Annotated in this window: 14 protein-coding genes; 9 read left to right on the top strand and 5 right to left on the bottom strand. The window is 60.6% G+C overall.

Translation table 11 applies throughout. The features are described from left to right. Positions 1-2: 2 nt before the first annotated feature. Together VNS12_RS15210 and VNS12_RS15215 are read right to left on the bottom strand one after the other, a co-directional pair. Complete coding sequence (locus tag VNS12_RS15210) at positions 3-788, bottom strand: metal ABC transporter ATP-binding protein (protein ID WP_325488700.1); 786 nt, start codon at positions 786-788, stop codon at positions 3-5. Further along, positions 773-1735, bottom strand: a complete 963-nt coding sequence (locus VNS12_RS15215) for a metal ABC transporter solute-binding protein, Zn/Mn family (protein ID WP_325488701.1) — start codon at positions 1733-1735, stop codon at positions 773-775. Before VNS12_RS15215 ends, VNS12_RS15210 begins: the two co-directional genes overlap by 16 nt. A gap of 228 nt (positions 1736-1963) precedes the next feature. Here VNS12_RS15215 and VNS12_RS15220 point away from each other — a divergent pair, with 228 nt between their 5' ends. Next, positions 1964-2701, top strand: a complete 738-nt coding sequence (locus tag VNS12_RS15220) for a Crp/Fnr family transcriptional regulator (protein ID WP_325488702.1) — start codon at positions 1964-1966, stop codon at positions 2699-2701. A gap of 58 nt (positions 2702-2759) precedes the next feature. Here VNS12_RS15220 and VNS12_RS15225 read toward each other — a convergent pair whose 3' ends face one another. From VNS12_RS15225 to cydD, 3 genes are read right to left on the bottom strand one after another with little or no spacing between them, the layout of a single operon-like run. After that, on the bottom strand, positions 2760-3266 hold the full coding sequence (locus VNS12_RS15225; protein ID WP_325488703.1) for a hemerythrin domain-containing protein: 507 nt from the start codon (positions 3264-3266) through the stop codon (positions 2760-2762). After that, complete coding sequence (cydC, locus tag VNS12_RS15230; RefSeq protein WP_325488704.1) at positions 3263-4927, bottom strand: thiol reductant ABC exporter subunit CydC; 1665 nt, start codon at positions 4925-4927, stop codon at positions 3263-3265. The genes VNS12_RS15225 and cydC overlap by 4 nt, the downstream gene beginning before the upstream one ends. After that, a complete protein-coding gene (cydD, locus tag VNS12_RS15235) occupies positions 4924-6672 on the bottom strand; it encodes a thiol reductant ABC exporter subunit CydD (protein ID WP_325488705.1) in 1749 nt (582 codons plus the stop codon). Before cydD ends, cydC begins: the two co-directional genes overlap by 4 nt. A 140-nt stretch (positions 6673-6812) precedes the next feature. On the opposite strand from cydD, the gene VNS12_RS15240 reads away from it, so the two are divergent. The 8 genes from VNS12_RS15240 (at position 6813) to osmF (ending at position 17949) form a co-directional block, all read left to right on the top strand. Continuing rightward, entirely contained in the window at positions 6813-8423 is a 1611-nt protein-coding gene (locus VNS12_RS15240) for a cytochrome ubiquinol oxidase subunit I (protein ID WP_325488706.1), read from the top strand. Positions 8424-8436: 13 nt separating this feature from the next. Beyond that, positions 8437-9585 (top strand): cytochrome d ubiquinol oxidase subunit II, encoded by a 1149-nt coding sequence (cydB, locus tag VNS12_RS15245; RefSeq protein WP_325488707.1) that lies wholly within the window; start codon positions 8437-8439, stop codon positions 9583-9585. A gap of 15 nt (positions 9586-9600) precedes the next feature. After that, positions 9601-9726, top strand: coding sequence for a cytochrome bd-I oxidase subunit CydX (gene cydX, locus VNS12_RS15250; RefSeq protein WP_325488708.1), 126 nt, complete (start codon positions 9601-9603; stop codon positions 9724-9726). A 239-nt stretch (positions 9727-9965) separates the two neighbouring features. Further along, on the top strand, positions 9966-13736 hold the full coding sequence (metH, locus tag VNS12_RS15255) for a methionine synthase (protein WP_325488709.1): 3771 nt from the start codon (positions 9966-9968) through the stop codon (positions 13734-13736). Positions 13737-13916: 180 nt separating this feature from the next. Continuing rightward, positions 13917-14771: a formyltetrahydrofolate deformylase gene (purU, locus tag VNS12_RS15260; protein WP_325488710.1), complete on the top strand. Its 855-nt coding sequence runs from the start codon at positions 13917-13919 to the stop codon at positions 14769-14771. Between the two features lie 63 nt (positions 14772-14834). After that, complete coding sequence (gene folD, locus VNS12_RS15265; RefSeq protein ID WP_325488711.1) at positions 14835-15728, top strand: bifunctional methylenetetrahydrofolate dehydrogenase/methenyltetrahydrofolate cyclohydrolase FolD; 894 nt, start codon at positions 14835-14837, stop codon at positions 15726-15728. A gap of 42 nt (positions 15729-15770) precedes the next feature. Beyond that, positions 15771-16823: a Gfo/Idh/MocA family protein gene (locus VNS12_RS15270; protein WP_325488712.1), complete on the top strand. Its 1053-nt coding sequence runs from the start codon at positions 15771-15773 to the stop codon at positions 16821-16823. A 226-nt stretch (positions 16824-17049) separates the two neighbouring features. Next, positions 17050-17949, top strand: a complete 900-nt coding sequence (gene osmF, locus VNS12_RS15275) for a glycine betaine ABC transporter substrate-binding protein OsmF (protein ID WP_325488739.1) — start codon at positions 17050-17052, stop codon at positions 17947-17949. Positions 17950-17952: the final 3 nt, after the last annotated feature.

Consider the following 17952-nt stretch of genomic DNA (forward strand, 5'->3'; position numbering starts at 1 on the left):
GGTCAGTCTGCGCCCTCCAAGGTGGCGTCGGCATCGATCAGGGCGATCTGCCCGCCATAGGCGCGGCGCAGATTGTCGGTCGTATAGACTTCGGAGACTGGCCCCTGGGCGATCACCCGCACGTTGAGGATCACCATCCAGTCGAAATAGTTGCGCACCGTTTGCAGGTCGTGGTGAACGACGATCACTGTCTTGCCCGCATCGCGCAGCGCGTGGAGAATTTTCACGATGGCGCGCTCGGTGGTGGCATCGACCCCGGCCATGGGCTCATCAAGAAAATAGACGTCGGCATCCTGAACAAGGGCGCGGGCGATGAATACCCGCTGTTGCTGGCCGCCCGAAAGCTGGCTGATCTGCCGGTCGGCGAAGGCTTCCATGCCCACCCGCTCCAGTGCCGCCATCGCCCGGGCCCTTTCCGCCGCGCCGGGACGGCGCAACCATCCCAGCTGGCCGTAAAGGCCCATGGTCACCACATCGAGCGCGGTGGTGGGAAAATCCCAATCGACGCTGGAGCGCTGGGGCACATAGCCGACCTTGCGGCGCTGGCGCTTGTAGGGACGGCCGTAGATGGTGACGTGCCCGGCGGTGGGTTTGACGAGGTTGAGGATCGATTTGATCAGCGTCGATTTCCCGGCCCCATTGGGGCCGACGATCGCCGCCATCACGCCGGGGGGGATATCGAAATCGATATCCCACAACACCGGCTTGGAATGATAGGCCACCGTCAGGTCTTCGACGTGCACCGCAAGGCCCGGTTCGTGCAGGCCGTTTTCTAGTTGAGGGACCATTGGTTCGCCCAGTCTGTGAGGCCTTCGGGCAGAGCGGGCGGCGTTCCGCCGAGCGCTTCGCTGATGGCCAGCGTGTTGGAATACAGCATACCGATATAATTGCCCCCGACGGTATCGGGATCCCCCATGGCATCCGAATACAGCTCACCGCCGATCTCGATCGGCTGGCCGGCCTGGCGCACGGCCTCGATCACCGCCTGAATAGTGCGCGGATTGATGGTGGATTCCACAAAAATCGCCGGCACCCCCTGCGCGACGATCAGGTCGGCGGTCTGCCTGATATCGGCAATCGCCGCCTCGGACTGGGTGGATATGCCCTGAATGCCGTTGACGTCGATGCCATAGGCCCGGCCAAAATAGGCAAAGGCATCATGGGCGGTCACCAGAACGCGCTGATCGGGGGGAATGGAGGCGATGGCGTCCTTCGCCCAGCCATCGAGAGCCGCCAGTTCGGCGCTGTAGCGCTCGGCGTTGGCGTCGATTTGCGGCGCGCAATCGGGCACGAGTTCGGACAGCGCGCCTGCGATGGCCGGGACGGTCCGGGCCCAGAGCGCAACATCCATCCACACATGCGGATCGACGCCCGCGGCCTCGTCGGTTACGATCAGGTCCGTGGCCGGGATACCAGCTTCGGCGACGGCGAGGGTCGGCACCCGTTCGGAATAGCGGCGGAACACATCGCCGAGCTGACCTTCCAGCCCGTACCCGGAATAGAGGATCAGGTCGGCGTCATTGAGCGTCTGAACGTCCCGGGCCGTCGCCTGATAGAGATGCGGGTCGATGCCGGGGCCCATCATAGTCTCGACGGCGACGCAGCTGCCGCCGATGGTCTGGGCGACATCTCCGATCATGCCCACGGTGGCGACGACGGAAAGCGGTGACTGGGCCTGCGCGGGGACCCACGCCATCAGGGCGAGGGCTGCGGCGGGGGCGAATCTGGAAAGCATGGATTTTACGGTCCTGTTCGGATGGCGATGCAACTGAATATGACAATCATTCGCAAGAAGGTCAATCCAGTTGCGAACGATTTGCAACAAAGGGCGCTTCACCGCGCGTGGGGCGCGTATTTGTATTTGTCAGGCGGCGCTACAGGACCCATTGTGGTCGTGCGACCTTTTCACTTATCGTTTCAAGTGGAGGGTCAGTCTATCTAGTGCCCCGTGGAAGGTCAGATTATGGGCAGACAAGATATTCACAATTCCGACCTGCCAATCCTTTGCCGGAGCTGCGAAGTCCGGCATCACGGATTGTGCGGGGCGCTGGATTCAGAGCAATTGCTGGCTCTCTCGCGTCATACGCGGATCGTGCGCCGGGAAGCGGGCAGTGAACTGATCGCCGACGACAGCGACGTCACCACCTACGCCAATATCATGCACGGGGTCGTCAAACTCACCAAGATGCTTGAGGATGGCCGCCAGCAGGTGGTCGGGCTGCAATTCGCCCCCGATTTCCTTGGGCGCATCTTTGGCAGCCAGAACACCCTGTCCGCCGAAGCGGCCTCGGATGTCGATCTGTGCCGGATTCCGCGCGCCGCGCTCGAAGCGATGCTGGAGGATAATCCCGCCCTCGAACGCAGGCTGCTCGAACAGGCCTTGCGCGAGCTCGACAATGCGCGCGACTGGATGGTGACGCTGGGGCGCAAGACGGCAGGCGAAAAGGTCGCCAGCTTTCTCCATCTCATCGCCACCCACATCAATCCCGTCGCCGAGACTGGGCGCAAGAGTGGTGATCACGAGGGCGCGCAGTTCGATCTGCCGCTCAGTCGCTCCGACATTGCCGATTTTCTCGGGTTGACCATCGAGACCGTGTCGCGCCAGTTGACCAAACTGCGTAAGGAGGGGGTGATTACGGTGGTCAATAACCGTACTTTCATCATTCCCGATCTCGCCCGACTCGAAAAATATTGCGGCTAGAAGTCAGGGTGCCAATTTTAGGCTAAAAGCCACGAACATTGGCGTTCTGCCAGGCATTTTACCTTAAGCTTTGCATGGGTTCGGGGTCATTTGGCAGGGTTTGGAAAGCCGTGTTCGTCATCGAAAACAGTGGGACGATCATCTCCTGTTCGAACGCAATATGGCGGCGCAAACCTTCGAAAAACCCCCGCAGCATATAGCCAAAAGCGTCCGGTCCGGGTCGGTTGTCCCCGCAGCCATACGCCATCAGCGCGTCGTGCAATTCTTCGGCAAAGCACTCGTCCTCAAGGTGCTCATACCGCAGTCGTTCGAGGGTTTTATCTATATTTTCCAATGCCTTCCAGCGATCGCGGACGGCGGGAAAAACAACCTCCTCCTCCAGTTTATGCGCCCGCTGGATCAGCGGCCCCAGCACCCGCGCGACGCCGATACAGGACTTGCGATCGACGAAATAGGGCAGGGAATCCGCAATGAATTCAAGGCGATGGCAGAGGACGAGCTGATCCTTGTGGGTCTTTATCATCAGTTCGGCCGGTCGCGTCGGCACAAGGGCTGATGGTTTCATGACCGGTCCTCTATCAGCACCCCGCCGCGCAACGCCATCCGCCGCAATGGTGTGTCTTCGGGCAGCTGGGCATGGGTCGCAAGGATCACCGTCCGCCCCGCTAAAACCTTTGGAATATCAATGAGAAAGGCCAGCTCTGTCTCCCGGTCGAGACCTGATGTCGGCTCATCGAGCAGCACCACCGGGGCCGGGGACAACAGCGTGCGAGCAAGGCAGAGGCGGCGCACCTGGCCGACCGAAAGCGTCGCGCCGGTTTCCCCCACCACCGTGTCCAACCCCAGCGGTAAGCCCCGCACACTGGCCTCAAGCCGGGCATGCCCCAACGCCGCAAACAGCTCGCCATCGCTGGCGTCCGGCGCTGCGATCAGAAGATTGTTTCGAATTGTATCAAGGAAAACAGGGCTTTGCTGGCTGAGCAGCGCGATATGCGCATGCAATTCCGCCTGCGCCAGATCGCGGATATCCTTGCCACCGATCCGGATTGCCCCGGCCTGCGGATCGTCGAGCCGCAACAACAGGTGCAGCAGAGACGATTTTCCCACCCCGCTCGCGCCGGAAATGGCGATGTGCTCACCCGGTTCGATCGTGAGGTTCAAGCCGGAAAGAACAGGTGCACCAGAGGGATAGGCGAAAGAGACATCCTCAAAAACGATCGTTCCGTCGCTGGGGAACGGCTCTGGCCGGGCCGGGTCGCGCACGGTGATCGGGGCGGTCGCAATCTGCCGCAACCGTTCCGCCGAGGCGAGCGCGGTGCCCAGATTGCCAATCGATCGCACAATCACCGCAGTGGCTTCAAAGCTGCCCAGCGCGGCAAAGACGATGGCGGCGAGGATCGGGCCATCGATCGATCCACGGCCCAGAGCATCGAGGCCAGTGACCACGATGAACAGCAGCGCGATGGCCGTTAGCGCCTGCACCACCGCCGCCGCTACCGAGGTGGCGAGATCCTGCCGCCGGCGCAGTCTGGCCAGCGTGGCGGTGGCGGCTTCGAACCGGCGGGTGATGAAACCGGCCTGGCCGAACACCACGATATCCTCGTGTCCCGCAACGGAATCAAGCACTTGAGCCCGCAAGTCGGCGGAGGCTTCGACGCATTGGCCCCCGATCCGATTGGTCACTCTGGCGAGCAGCAAGGGGATGAGGATCACGGCGGTGCCGATGGTCGCCAGATAGATCCACGCGGCAGCGGGCAGCACCAGGAACAGGCCTGTGGATACGGCGATCCCCAGCACAAGGGCCGCGGCGAGCGGGCCAACGGCGAGGAGAAACGCGGTGTCGAGGGTGTCGATATCGGCGGTTAGGCGTGAGACAAGATCGCCGTGACGCAGAGACCGGTCCGTGAGCGGCAGCCTGGGAAACAATGCCGAAAACAGCCAACGCCGCAAATCGGACAGCAGTTTCAGCGTGGCATCATGGCCAACGAGCTTTTCGAAATAGCGCGATAGGATGCGGATGAACGAAAAGCCCCGCACCGCCGAAGACGGGGCAAACAGATTGAACGACAATCCGGCAGCAGTCAGCGCTGTTGCCGTCAGGAACCAGCCGGAAACCCCCAGCAGTGCCGTGCCCGCTGCCAGCGTTATGAGCGACAGCACAAGGGCGAGGATCAGCCTCAGCGCGTGGGGTTTGAACAGCGGGGCAAAGAACAACAGGGCCTTCATGCGCGATGCTCCTTCTTGCCCGGCTGGGCCGGCGCGCGGTGTGGGGTAGGCAGGAGGCGCCCGCCGGCCATCCGCAATACCGTCCCGGCCCGCCTCGCAACGGTTGCTGAGTGGGTGACGACAATCATCGTGCGGCCTTCGCCAAACCGGAACAGGGCGTCGAGCGCCTGGTCTTCAGTTGCCGGATCGAGCTGGGCAGTGGGCTCGTCGAGGATGATGAGGGCCGGATCGGTCAGATAGAGGCGCGCCAGGCCAATGCGCTGGGCCTGACCGCCTGAAAGGCCATAACCCCCTTCGCCAACAATGGTTTGCAGCCCCTCGGGAAGGGCGTTGACGAAGTCAGCCACTCCGGCCTCTTCGGCAGCGAGGCGGATGGCTTCCGGGGGTGCTGTAGGATTGGCGAGGGCAATGTTGTCGGCAATCGTTCCAACGAAAATCCGGGGCTTTTGCGCGATGAACGCTACCGCCCCACGCAAATGCGCTTCGTCCCAATCGGGCAGGGGTTTGCCATCAAGATCAATGGTCCCTTCATAGGGGAGCAACCGGGCGATGGCGCGCACCAGGGTCGATTTCCCGCTGCCGCTCGGGCCCATGATGGCGACGCTTTCGCCAGCGGCGATGGTGAGGTCGAGTTGATCGAGAATTCTGGTTTCATCGATGGTCGAGACGGTCAAGCCCTGCACGTGAACGGGCATGGCGCGGAGCGTGCCATAGGCCGGTTCGGAGCGATCGGGGACTGAGACGTGGTCGATATCGGCTACGATTGCATCGATTTCTGCCAGTGCCGAGCGCGCGGCGGCGCGGTCATGGTAATGCGCCGCCAACTGCCGCAATGGCGCATACACTTCGGGTGCCATGATCAGCGCGAACATGCCGGAGGCAAGGGTCAGGCCGGGGTTGATACCGAGAAAGCCCAGATAGGTGAGGCCGACATAGAGCGCGACCCCGGCGATCCCGAGAGCGGCAAAAAATTCGAGAACGGCAGAGGAGAGAAACGCCAGGCGCAGGACCGACTGGGTGCGCCGCCGGAGGTCCTCGCTGGCCGCATATACATCCCGGGTTGCATCGTCGGCCCGACCGAACAGCTTGAGCGTGAGAAGACCGCGCAACCGATCGGCAAAATAGGCGGACAGCCGGGAAAGCGCGGTCGCCTGGCGGTCGGTGGCGGCCTGCGCGCCCCAGCCCGCCAGGGCCATGAACAGGGGAATCAGCGGTGCTGTTATTAAAAACAGCAGCGCCACGATCCAATCCACGGGGAACAGGGCGACGGCAAAAGCAACGGGCAGGATCGCGGCGGCGACCATCGCAGGAATGTAGCGGGCAAAGAAGTTTTCAAGCCCGTCCACCTGTTCCATCAGCGCGGCGCCAATCGCCCCCGATGCGGGTTTGAGCCCGAGGGGGTGGCGCTGGGCGAGCAGGTGTCCGAACAGCCGGTTTCTCAGATTTTCCTTGATCCGTTCCGCGCCCACTGCGCCCGCGTGCTCGCCTACGATGCCCAGCAGGGCCCGGATCAGGGCGATCAAGACCATGATCCCGATCAGGGGCAGGACAGCGGACAGAGGCGCTCCATCCTCGATCGAAAGCCCCAGCGTCCGGGCTAGCAGAGCAGCATAGACGAGCAGCAAGGCGCCCGAAACGAGCGGGGCCGCGATGGCAATGATCAGCGCCGGGCCGGCCAAGCGGCGCAGCCCCATCAGCTTGCGCGGGTTGGTGCCAGATGATGCGGAATCGGGAGTAGCTGTCATGGTGTGCACAGTGTCGCAGGAGGAAGCAGGAGCGCCTTGATCCAGGTCAAGGTTGGAAAATTGTGTTAGAATGTAAAGCAGAGCTTGCCGTCGTCTTAAGGCGGGGTGCTTCCTCCTGTGAGGGCAATGAAGGGCGACCCATGATCGATGAAGCCGTTGTAAACCTGTCGCGGTTGCAGTTCGCAACAACGGCTCTTTATCACTTCCTGTTCGTTCCGCTCACCCTGGGGCTGTCTTTCATGATGGCCATCATGGAAAGCACCTATGTGATGACCGGGCGGGAAATATGGCGCAAGATGACGCTGTTCTGGGGGACCCTGTTCGGCATCAACTTCGCCATGGGTGTCGCCACCGGGATCGTGATGGAATTCCAGTTCGGCATGAACTGGGCCTATTACAGCCATTATGTGGGCGACGTGTTCGGGGCTCCGCTGGCGCTTGAAGGGCTGATGGCCTTCTTTCTGGAAGCCACCTTCATTGGATTGTTCTTTTTTGGCTGGGACCGGCTGAGCAAGGTTGGCCACCTCGTCGTGACCTGGCTGGTAGCGCTGGGCGCGAATTTCTCTGCGCTATGGATTCTCATCGCCAATGGCTGGATGCAGTTTCCGGTGGGAGCGGTGTTTAACCCCGACACCATGCGTATGGAGGTTACCGATTTCATGGCGGTGATCTTCAACCCCGTGGCGCAGGCCAAATTCGTCCATACGGTCAGTGCCGGCTATGTGACCGGTTCGGTCTTCGTGTTCGGGGTGAGCGCGCTTTTCCTTCTCAAGGGAAAGCATATTGAACTGGCGCGGCGCTCCATGGTGGTGGCAGCCAGCTTCGGGTTGGCCTCTGCGCTTTCGGTGGTCGTTCTGGGCGACGAAAGTGGCTATGTGGCTACCGAACACCAGATGATGAAGATCGCGGCGCTCGAAGCCATGTATGAAACCGAGCCCGCGCCTGCCGGGTTGAGCCTGGTGGCCTTTCCACTGCCCAGTGGCGAGCGGTTTGATATCAAGATTCCCTGGGTTCTGGGGCTGATTACGACCCGGTCGTTCAATACGGAGCTGCCAGGCATCGAGGATTTGGTTGCCCATGCTGAAGTCCGGATTGCCAATGGCTTGCAGGCTTATGAAGCCGTGGCGGCGCTGGAAGCGAACCGGCAGGACGAGGATGCGCGCCAGATCATAACCGAGACGTGGCCCGATCTGGGATATGCGCTGCTGCTCAAGCGCTATCGCACGGATATCGAGAACGCCACGCCTGAGCAGATCGCGGCGGCGGCGCAGGACACGGTTCCCGACGTCTGGCCGTTGTTCTGGAGTTTCCGGCTGATGGTCGGAATCGGCTTCTTTTTCATCGCGTTCTTCTCGCTGGCTTTCTGGAAGGCATCGCGGGGCACGCTGACAACCCATCGCTGGTTCCTCTGGGGCGCGGTGGCGGCGCTGCCGCTGCCGTGGCTCGCCATCGAAGCCGGGTGGATCATCGCCGAATATGGGCGGCAGCCTTGGGCGATCGAGGGCGTTCTGCCCACCTTTTACGCCGCGTCGGGGCTCACGGTTCTCGACTTGTCGCTCAGCCTTGGCTTCTTTGTGACGCTCTACACCATTTTGGCGGTCGTCATGGTCATTCTGATGGTCAGGGCGATCAAAGCCGGGCCCAAGGACTACGTGGCTCTGCTGGGCGGTGAAGCGGACCCTTTGGCTTCGCCAGCTGGCAGCAAACCCGGAACGGCGGCGGGTAACAACCGAGCGGCATCAGCCGAATAAGGAGCGGAGCGAAATGGATTTTATCCCGATCGATTACGAAACGCTACGCCTGATCTGGTGGGCGCTTCTGGGCATACTGCTCATCGGCTTTGCCGTGATGGGGGGCATGGATCTGGGCATTGGCACATTGCTTCCCGCTGTTGCCCGCACCGATGATGAGCGCCGGGTTCTGCTCAACCTCGTTGGCCCGACCTGGGAAGGCAATCAGGTGTGGCTGGTATTGGGGGCCGGATCGATCTTTGCGGCCTGGCCGCCGCTCTATGCGGTGAGCTTTTCAGGCTTTTACTTAGCGATGATCGTTATCCTGTTCGCCCTGATCCTGCGGCCTGTCGGTTTCAAATATCGCGGAAAGATTGCTGATCCGCGCTGGCGAGCGACCTGGGACTGGATATTGTTCATCGGTGGCTTCGTTCCGTCCCTGATCTTTGGGGTCGCGATCGGAAACGTTCTGCTTGGAGCCCCGTTCGATCTCGATGCTACGCTCAGGCCGTCCTATGCGGGCAATTTCTTCGGACTGTTGACCCCGTTTGCCTTGCTGTGCGGCCTGGTCAGCGTGTCGATGCTGATCGTGATGGGGGCGTCTGTGATTGCGGCACGGACCGAGGGGGAGCTTGCGGCGCGGGCCATTCGCTACGGGCAGTGGGCGGCGATTGCAGCGATTGTCCTGTTCGCAGCGGGCGGGGTGTGGATTGCGTTCGGCGTCGACGGGTATGTGATCACCAGCACGATTAACACCGCGTTGCCCTCAAATCCGCTGGTCAAGACGGTGACCCGTGAGACCGGAGCGTGGATGGCCAATTTCGGTGCCCATCCCTGGATGATCCTGGCGCCGGTGCTGGGTTTTTCCGGCATGGCGGTGGCGGCAGTTGGCCTCAAGGCCAAAATGAAGGCCGTCACCGTCTTCGCGGCCGCGGTGGGTGTAATCGGCATCGTGTCGACCGCGGGGCTAGCGATGTTCCCGTTCCTGTTGCCATCTTCGGTCAATCCGACCGCAAGCCTGACCGTGTGGGACGCATCGTCGAGCCATCTGACGCTGTTCATCATGCTGATTGCTACGGCCTTCTTCCTGCCGATCATCGTCGCCTACACGAGTTGGGTCTATAAGATCATGAGCGGACCGGTTACCAGCGACTCGCTTTCCAACAACCCGAACGCCTACTGAGCGGGGAGCCTCTTCATGTGGTATTTTTCCTGGATTTTGGGCGTGGGACTGGCATGTGCTTTCGCAATTCTGAACGCGATGTGGTTCGAATTGCGTGAGGACAAGCGTCAGGCCGGCGAGGAGCAGCGTCCCGCAGAATGACACAATACTCAATCCGGATGGTGGCGGCACGCGCTTGAGCCTGGCTCGTCGCCAGGCTGCCGCCGACCCCTGCAGGCGCGTGGGCGCGGGTTCGCTCTGCGATTGACATAAAGATATCTTTATGTCTTTTTGCGGCAAGACTGTTCGCCGTTTTAGTTGGAGCCGATCGCATGTGCAGCGCCCCCGGATGTACCCATAATGTTCGCCTTGATTCACCGTCCGATGGACGGATGGGCGGCATGCCGGCGGAAAAGCCTGCAATCGAGGTCCTGCAACCTGGCTCGGCTCCGCAGCGCAGTGCGCAGGAAGGCGCGGAAATCCTTTCGGCGCTCAACCAGGCGGCTCGCGAGCGGATTTTGATCCTCGATGGTGCGATGGGGACGATGATCCAGCGCCACAAGTTCGGCGAGGATGATTTCCGTGGGCCGCGGTTTGCCGACTGGCACAAGCCGTTGCAGGGCAACAATGACCTGCTGGTCCTTACCAACCCGCAGGTCATCGAGGATATTCACCACAGCTACGCCGTGGCCGGGGCCGATATCATAGGCACCAACACCTTCTCCAGCACGTCGATCGCGCAGGCCGATTATGGAATGGAGGCGCTGGCCTATGAGCTCAATGTTGCCGGAGCGCAGGTTGCGCGGCGCGCGGTAGAGCGCGCGCGGGCGGAAGACGGCAGGCGGCGGTTCGTCGCCGGCGCGGTCGGCCCGACCAACCGCACAGCGTCAATTTCGCCAGACGTCAATAATCCCGGATTTCGCGCCGTTTCCTTCGACGATCTGCGTATCGCTTATGGCGAGCAGATCGAAGGGTTGATCGATGGCGGCGCCGATATCATTCTGATCGAAACCATTTTCGATACGCTCAATGCCAAGGCCGCGATTTTTGCCGCCGAGGAAATCTTCGAGAAGAAGGGCATTCGCCTGCCGGTGATGCTCTCAGGAACGATCACCGACCTGTCCGGGCGGACGCTTTCCGGCCAAACGCCCACCGCGTTCTGGTATTCTCTGCGGCATGCGCAACCCTTTACGGTGGGTCTGAACTGCGCGCTGGGCGCCAACGCGATGCGCGCGCATTTGGCGGAGATTTCGGGTATCGCCGATACGCTGGTCTGCGCCTATCCAAACGCGGGCCTGCCTAACGAATTCGGCGAGTATGACGAGAGCGCCGAGTTCATGGCCAGCCAGATCGAGGGCTTTGCCAAGGATGGTCTGGTCAACGTGGTGGGCGGGTGCTGCGGTTCGACGCCGGAGCATATCGAAGCCATCGTTGCCGCTGTGTCGAAATATCCGCCGCGCCAGATTCCGGAAATCGAACCGCGTCTGCGCTTGTCCGGTTTGGAGCCGTTTACGCTGACCGACGACATTCCTTTCGTCAACGTTGGCGAGCGGACCAACGTCACCGGATCGGCGCGCTTCAAGAAACTGATCAAGGAGGGCGACTACGCGACGGCGCTGGATGTCGCCCGCGATCAGGTCGAAAACGGTGCGCAAGTCATCGACATCAACATGGACGAGGGCTTGATCGACTCCAAACAGGTGATGATCGACTATCTCAATCTCGTCGCCTCCGAGCCCGATATCGCGCGGGTTCCGATCATGATCGACTCCTCCAAGTGGGAGGTGATCGAGGCGGGGCTGAAATGCGTCCAGGGCAAGACGATCGTCAATTCCATCTCGATGAAGGAAGGCGAGGAGAACTTCCGCCAGCAGGCACGGCTGTGCCGGTTGTACGGTGCGGCGGTCGTGATCATGGCGTTCGACGAGACCGGGCAGGCCGACACCAAGGAGCGCAAGGTTGAGATCTGTACGCGCGCCTATCGCATCCTGGTCGATGAAGTCGGGTTTCCGCCCGAAGATATCATCTTTGACCCTAACGTCTTTGCGATCGCCACCGGCATTGAAGAGCACGACAATTACGGCGTCGATTTCATCGAAGCGACGCGGGAAATCGTAGCGACCCTGCCGCACGTCCATATTTCAGGCGGGGTGTCGAACCTGTCCTTTTCGTTCCGGGGCAATGAGCCGGTGCGCGAAGCCATGCATGCGGTGTTTCTCTATCACGCGATCGCCGCTGGCATGGACATGGGGATCGTCAACGCCGGTCAGCTGGCGGTGTACGAATCGATCGAGCCCGAATTGCGCGAAACGTGCGAGGACGTTGTTCTCAACCGCCGTTCGGACGCGACCGAGCGCATGCTCGATCTGGCGGAGCGCTATAAGGGGCAGGGCGGTAAGGAAGCTCGGGAAAAAGATTTGTCCTGGCGTGAGCAGCCGGTGGCCGATCGCATTTCCTATGCGTTGGTCAATGGCATCACGGAATTCATTGAGGCCGACACCGAGGAAGCGCGTCAGCAGTTCGATCGCCCGCTGCACGTTATCGAAGGCCCGTTGATGGACGGGATGAACATCGTGGGCGGACTGTTTGGTTCGGGCAAGATGTTCCTGCCGCAGGTCGTGAAATCCGCCCGCGTGATGAAACAGGCTGTCGCCTATCTGCTTCCCTTCATGGAAGATGCCGCCGACGGTTCGCATCAAAGCGCCGGAAAGATCCTGATGGCAACGGTGAAGGGGGACGTGCACGATATCGGCAAGAATATCGTCGGCGTTGTTCTGGCCTGCAACAACTACGAGATCATCGATCTTGGCGTGATGGTTCCGAGCCAGACCATTCTGGAGACAGCGCGCCGCGAAAAGGTCGATGCCATCGGGCTGTCCGGGCTGATTACGCCATCCCTCGACGAGATGGTGCATGTCGCGGCGGAAATGGAGCGCGAAGGCTTTGATATTCCGCTGTTGATCGGGGGAGCGACCACGTCGCGCGTCCACACGGCTGTGAAGATTTTCCCACGCTATAACCGGGGCGCGGCGGTATACGTGAAGGATGCGTCGCTGGCGGTGAACGTGGTCTCCAAGCTGCTGTCGAAAGACGCGGCCAATGATTACGTCAAGACCGTGCAGCAGGAGTATCAGACGGTGGCCGAAAAGCACCGTCGGAGCGAGGCAACCAAGCGGCGCACAACCATCGAGGCCGCGCGCGAGAATGGCTACAAGGTCGATTGGTCAAATTACACCCCGACAAAGCCGTCGTTTCTGGGCACAAAGGCCTTCCATGATTGGGATCTCGGCAACCTGGCGGAATACATTGACTGGACTCCCTTCTTCCAGTCCTGGGAGTTTAAAGGCGTCTATCCCAAGATTCTCGACGATGAGCGGCAGGGAGAGGCGGCGCGGCAGCTGTTCGCGGATGCGCAGGCCATGCTCAAGCGTATCATCGATGAGAAGTGGTTTACGCCCAAGGCAATCGCCGGTTTCTGGCCTGCCAATCGCGTCGGCGATGATATCCAGCTGTTCACCGATGAAGGGCGTACAGAGGAACTGGCGCGGTTCTTCACGCTGCGGCAGCAACTATCCAAGTCCGGCAACAAACCCAACGTGGCCCTGGCCGATTTCATGGCCGAAGCAGGAACGCCCGATTATATCGGTGGGTTCTGCGTCACGGCAGGATTCGAGGAAATCGAGATCGCCGACCGGTTTGACGCGGAAAACGACAATTACTCGTCTATTCTGGTGAAGGCACTTGCAGACAGATACGCGGAAGCGCTGGCCGAGTGCATGCATGAAAAGGTGCGCAAGGAACTGTGGGGCTACGCGCCGGATGAGAACTATGCGCCGTCCGAATTGATTGCTGAGCCTTACAACGGTATCCGGCCCGCTCCGGGTTATCCCGCTCAGCCGGACCACACCGAAAAAACCACGCTGTTCCGGCTGCTGGACGCGGAAAAGGAGATTGGCGTGCAATTGACCGAGAGTTACGCCATGTGGCCGGGCTCTTCGGTCTCGGGCCTCTATTATGCCCATCCTGAAAGCTACTATTTTGGTGTTGCCAAGGTCGAGCGTGATCAGGTCGAGGATTATGCCCAGCGCAAGGGCATGGCGGTCAGCGAAGTGGAGCGCTGGTTGGGGCCGGTTCTCAACTACATTGCCGGCAGCGATCAGGAAGCAGGGTAAGACCTGCTTCTTTCGCCGTCTCGACATTGGCGACGCAAGTGATTATGAACCCGGGTGAATTCCAGAGTCGTTCCTGAAAGGGCGGGTGGAAAACCCGCACCGGAACGGTTGAAAAACAAGACTTTGGGGCTTCCTCCACCTTTTTTTTGAGGTTCTGGTTGCTCCAGCCCGGGGGGTCTCATGTTCGTGCCCAATTTCGTTTTGACCCTGTCGTGCACCGACAAGCCGGGGATCGTTGCCGGTGTGACGAGTGAGCTGTTCGGCCTGGGCGCCAATATCGCCGAGTCCAACCAGTTCTGGGATCGGGATACGGGGCGGTTCTTCATGCGCATCGCGTTTGGCGCTCCGGAAACTGTCACCAAGGATATGATCGAGCGCATGTTGCGCCCGGTAGTCGAGCGGTTCGACATGAAAACCGCGGTTGCCGACGAAGCGCGTGTGCCGCGGATGATCATCATGGTATCGCGGTTCGATCACGCGTTGCGGCATCTGTTGTATCAGATCCGCGTGGGCTGGCTTCGCGCTGAAGTGGCGGCGATCATTTCAAACCACGAAGACGCTCGTGCAATAGCTGCGGCGGAGAATATCCCCTTTCATTATTTGCGGGTGAACAAGCAGAATAAGGCGGAACAGGAAGCCGACGTTCTCAAAGTTATTCTGGATGCGGATGCCGATCTGGTGGTGCTGGCCCGCTATATGCAGATTCTCTCGGATCAGTTGTCGACGCGGCTGTTCGGCAAGGTGATCAATATCCACCACTCGTTTCTTCCCAGCTTCAAGGGTGCCAAGCCTTATCATCAGGCGCACGAGCGGGGCGTCAAGATCATCGGGGCCACGGCGCATTACGTCACGCCCGATCTTGATGAGGGACCGATCATCGAGCAGGAAACCGCGCGGGTGACGCATGCGATGAGCCCCGACGATCTGATCGCGGTCGGGCGTGATATCGAGAGCCGCGTCCTTGCCCGGGCCGTCAAAAGCCATTTGGAAAACCGCGTCATGCTGAACGGCCACAAGACTGTGGTGTTTTCCTGATTTTAAGGTTCGAGCGCCGACATGGCGCTCATTTTGTTTGCAAGGCTTGCAGGAGCAACCGCAATGACTGCCCGGATCATCGACGGGAAACAGATCGCCCAATCTTCCATCGCACAGGTCAAGGCAAGCACCGAGCGCCTTGTGGCCGATACCGGCATCCGTCCCGGTTTGGCCGTGGTTCTGGTAGGGGAAGACCCGGCCAGCCAGGTCTATGTCGCCTCCAAGGGGCGCATGGCCAAGGAGTGCGGGTTCCATTCCGTGCAACACACCCTGCCGATGACAACGACCCAGGAAGACCTGACGGCGTTGGTTCAGCAGCTCAATGCCGATCCTGAAATCCACGGCATCCTTGTTCAGTTGCCGCTGCCTGGGGATGTGCTCAGCGAACGCGAAACCATCGCGGCCATTGCCCCGGAAAAAGACGTGGACGGGTTGCACGACATCAATATCGGGCGTCTGGCTGCCGGGCGAACCGAAGATGCTTTCGTTCCCTGTACGCCCAAAGGCTGCATGGTGCTGATCGATACGGTGCATCCTGAAGGCATCGCCGGTCTCAACGCGCTGGTCGTGGGGCGGTCCAATCTCGTTGGACGGCCGATCGCGGCCTTGTTGCAGCACGCCAATGCGACGGTTACGGTTGCTCACTCGCGGACCCGTGACCTCCCGGGACTGTGTGCCAATGCGGACATCGTGATTGCCGCAATCGGGCGACCGGAGTTCATCAAGGGCGACTGGATCAAGCCGGGCGCGACCGTGATCGATGTGGGTATCAATCGCATTCCGGCCCCGGAAAAAGGGGAAGGCAAGACGCGGCTGGTGGGCGATGTCGAGTTCGCAGCGGCCAGCGAGCGGGCGGGCGCGATCACGCCGGTTCCGGGCGGGGTCGGGCCGATGACCATTGCCATGCTGATGGCTAATACGCTCAAAGCTGCCGAACTGAGCGCAAAGAGGCTTTAGGAAAGCTCTGCGTGGTCCTAGACTGCGCAGATGACAGATAGCTTGAAACTGCGTTGGGGCATTTTGGGGCCGGGAAATATCGCCCGGGCCTTTGCGGGTGGGCTTACCCATTCCCGAACCGGAATCCTTGTTGCCATTGGCGCCCGTGATCCCTCATCGCAGGACTATGCTGCGCAGTTCCCGGGTGCGAAGGTTCACTCAGGCTATCGCGAGCTTCTGGCCGATCCAGAGGTCGATGCAATCTATATTGCGACGCCCCATCCCCATCACGTCAAATGGGCGATCACCGCCGCCCGCGCCGGCAAACATGTGCTGGTCGAAAAGCCCATCGGCATGAACCGTTTTGAGGCGGAGGCGATATTCGAGGCGGCGCGCTCGGCTGGCACCTTCATGGGCGAAGCGTTCATGTATCGTCTTCATCCGATGACGGAGCGCATCTGCGCGCTGATCACGGAGGGTGTGATCGGCGACGTTCGGATCATCCGCTCAAATTTCGGTTATGCCATGCCCTCGTTTGATCAGGGCCATCGCATTTATGCTCAGGCGCTTGGCGGCGGGGGCATACTGGATGTGGGATGCTATCCGGTGTCGATGGCGCGGCTGATCGCCGGAACCATTCATGGCGCACCGTTTGCGGAGCCGGTCGAAATCCGTGGCGCGGCGTATCTGGGCCCGTCCGGCGTCGATGAATGGGCATCGGCACTGCTGTCCTTCCGCGATGGACTGATCGCCGAGGTATCGTGTTCGGTGTCGGTCGAACAGGATAACATGTTACGCGTTTTTGGCACCAAAGGGCGGCTGGAGGTCAAGGACTTCTGGTTTGGGACCGGGCATGAGGGGGGACAATCGGACATCCTCATCGTTGGCAATGACGGGAACGAGGAGCGCATTACGGTGCGAGAGGACCGTTGGCTTTATAGCTTTGAAGCCGACGGCGTTGCCGATGCTGTGACCCTTGGCCGGCAGGAGTTCGTTGCACCTGGCATGACCTGGGCGGATACGCTGGGCAATATGGATGTGCTTGACCGGTGGCGCGCCGATATAGGGCTCTCCTATCCGGTCGAACGTGACAATGCCGCGTGGCTGGAACAATAGTTTTCCGATCCTTATTGCCAGGCAAGTGGCCCGCATCAAGCGCCGGAAGACGCTGGATTCGCAGGTTCTCTGCCCTATCCGGTAGCCAAGATAGCGTATTGGGATGATAGGGGGAACAAAACTGATCCCCGATTATTTCCGATCCGGGGGTGGCCATCCTGGCCTCAGCATGTAGGTTCGGGCCTACACTTGGATAATGAGCCAGATCGGGAGAATTCCGTTGCGTATGATTTCAACAGTGGCCGGCGCAGTTATCGCGTTGGGCCTGAGCTCAGCCGCGTTCGGTCAGGTCGTCGTATCGTCCAAGATCGATACCGAGGGCGGAGTGCTGGGCAATATCATTCTCAAAGCGCTGGAAGCGGAAGGGATACCGACCCAGGACCGGATCCAACTGGGCGCGACGCCGATCGTCCGCGAGGCAATTACGGCAGGACAGATCGACATCTATCCCGAATATACGGGGAATGGCGCGTTCTTTTTCAACGAGGCTGATGAGCCGGTCTGGAACGACGCGCAGGCGGGATATGAACGGGTTGCCGAACTCGATCTGGCAGAAAACGGCATCGTGTGGCTTACGCCATCACCGGCGAACAACACATGGGCAATTGCCGTGCGCGCCGATGTGGCCGAAGCCAATGATCTGCATACACTCTCTGATTTCGGCAGCTATGTCGCACAGGGTGGTGAGATCGTCCTGGCCGCGTCCAGCGAATTTGTGTCATCTCCGGCGGCACTGCCTGCTTTTCAGGAAGCCTACGGGTTCGAACTGGCACCTGCACAGCTCATCCAGCTTTCGGGTGGTGACACTGCCGCGACCATCGCTGCCGCCGCAAATATGACTTCGGGTGCCAATGCAGCCATGGTGTACGGCACCGACGGTGGTATTGCGCCTTCCGGGCTCGTGGTCATGGAAGACGACAAGGGTGTGCAGCCGGTCTATGCACCGGCCCCGATCATTCGCAGTGCAGTGCTGGAAGAGTATCCCAACATCGAGGCGATCCTCGCACCGGTATTTGAGAGTCTGTCGCTGGAGGTGCTGCAGGACCTCAATGGCCGCGTCCAGATCGGCGGCGAGCCCGCTGATGTGGTCGCTGAGGCGTATCTGAGCGAAAACGGTTTCCTATAGAGA

This window comes from Pelagibacterium sp. (genome assembly GCF_035555455.1).
Taxonomy (GTDB): Bacteria; Pseudomonadota; Alphaproteobacteria; order Rhizobiales; family Devosiaceae; genus Pelagibacterium.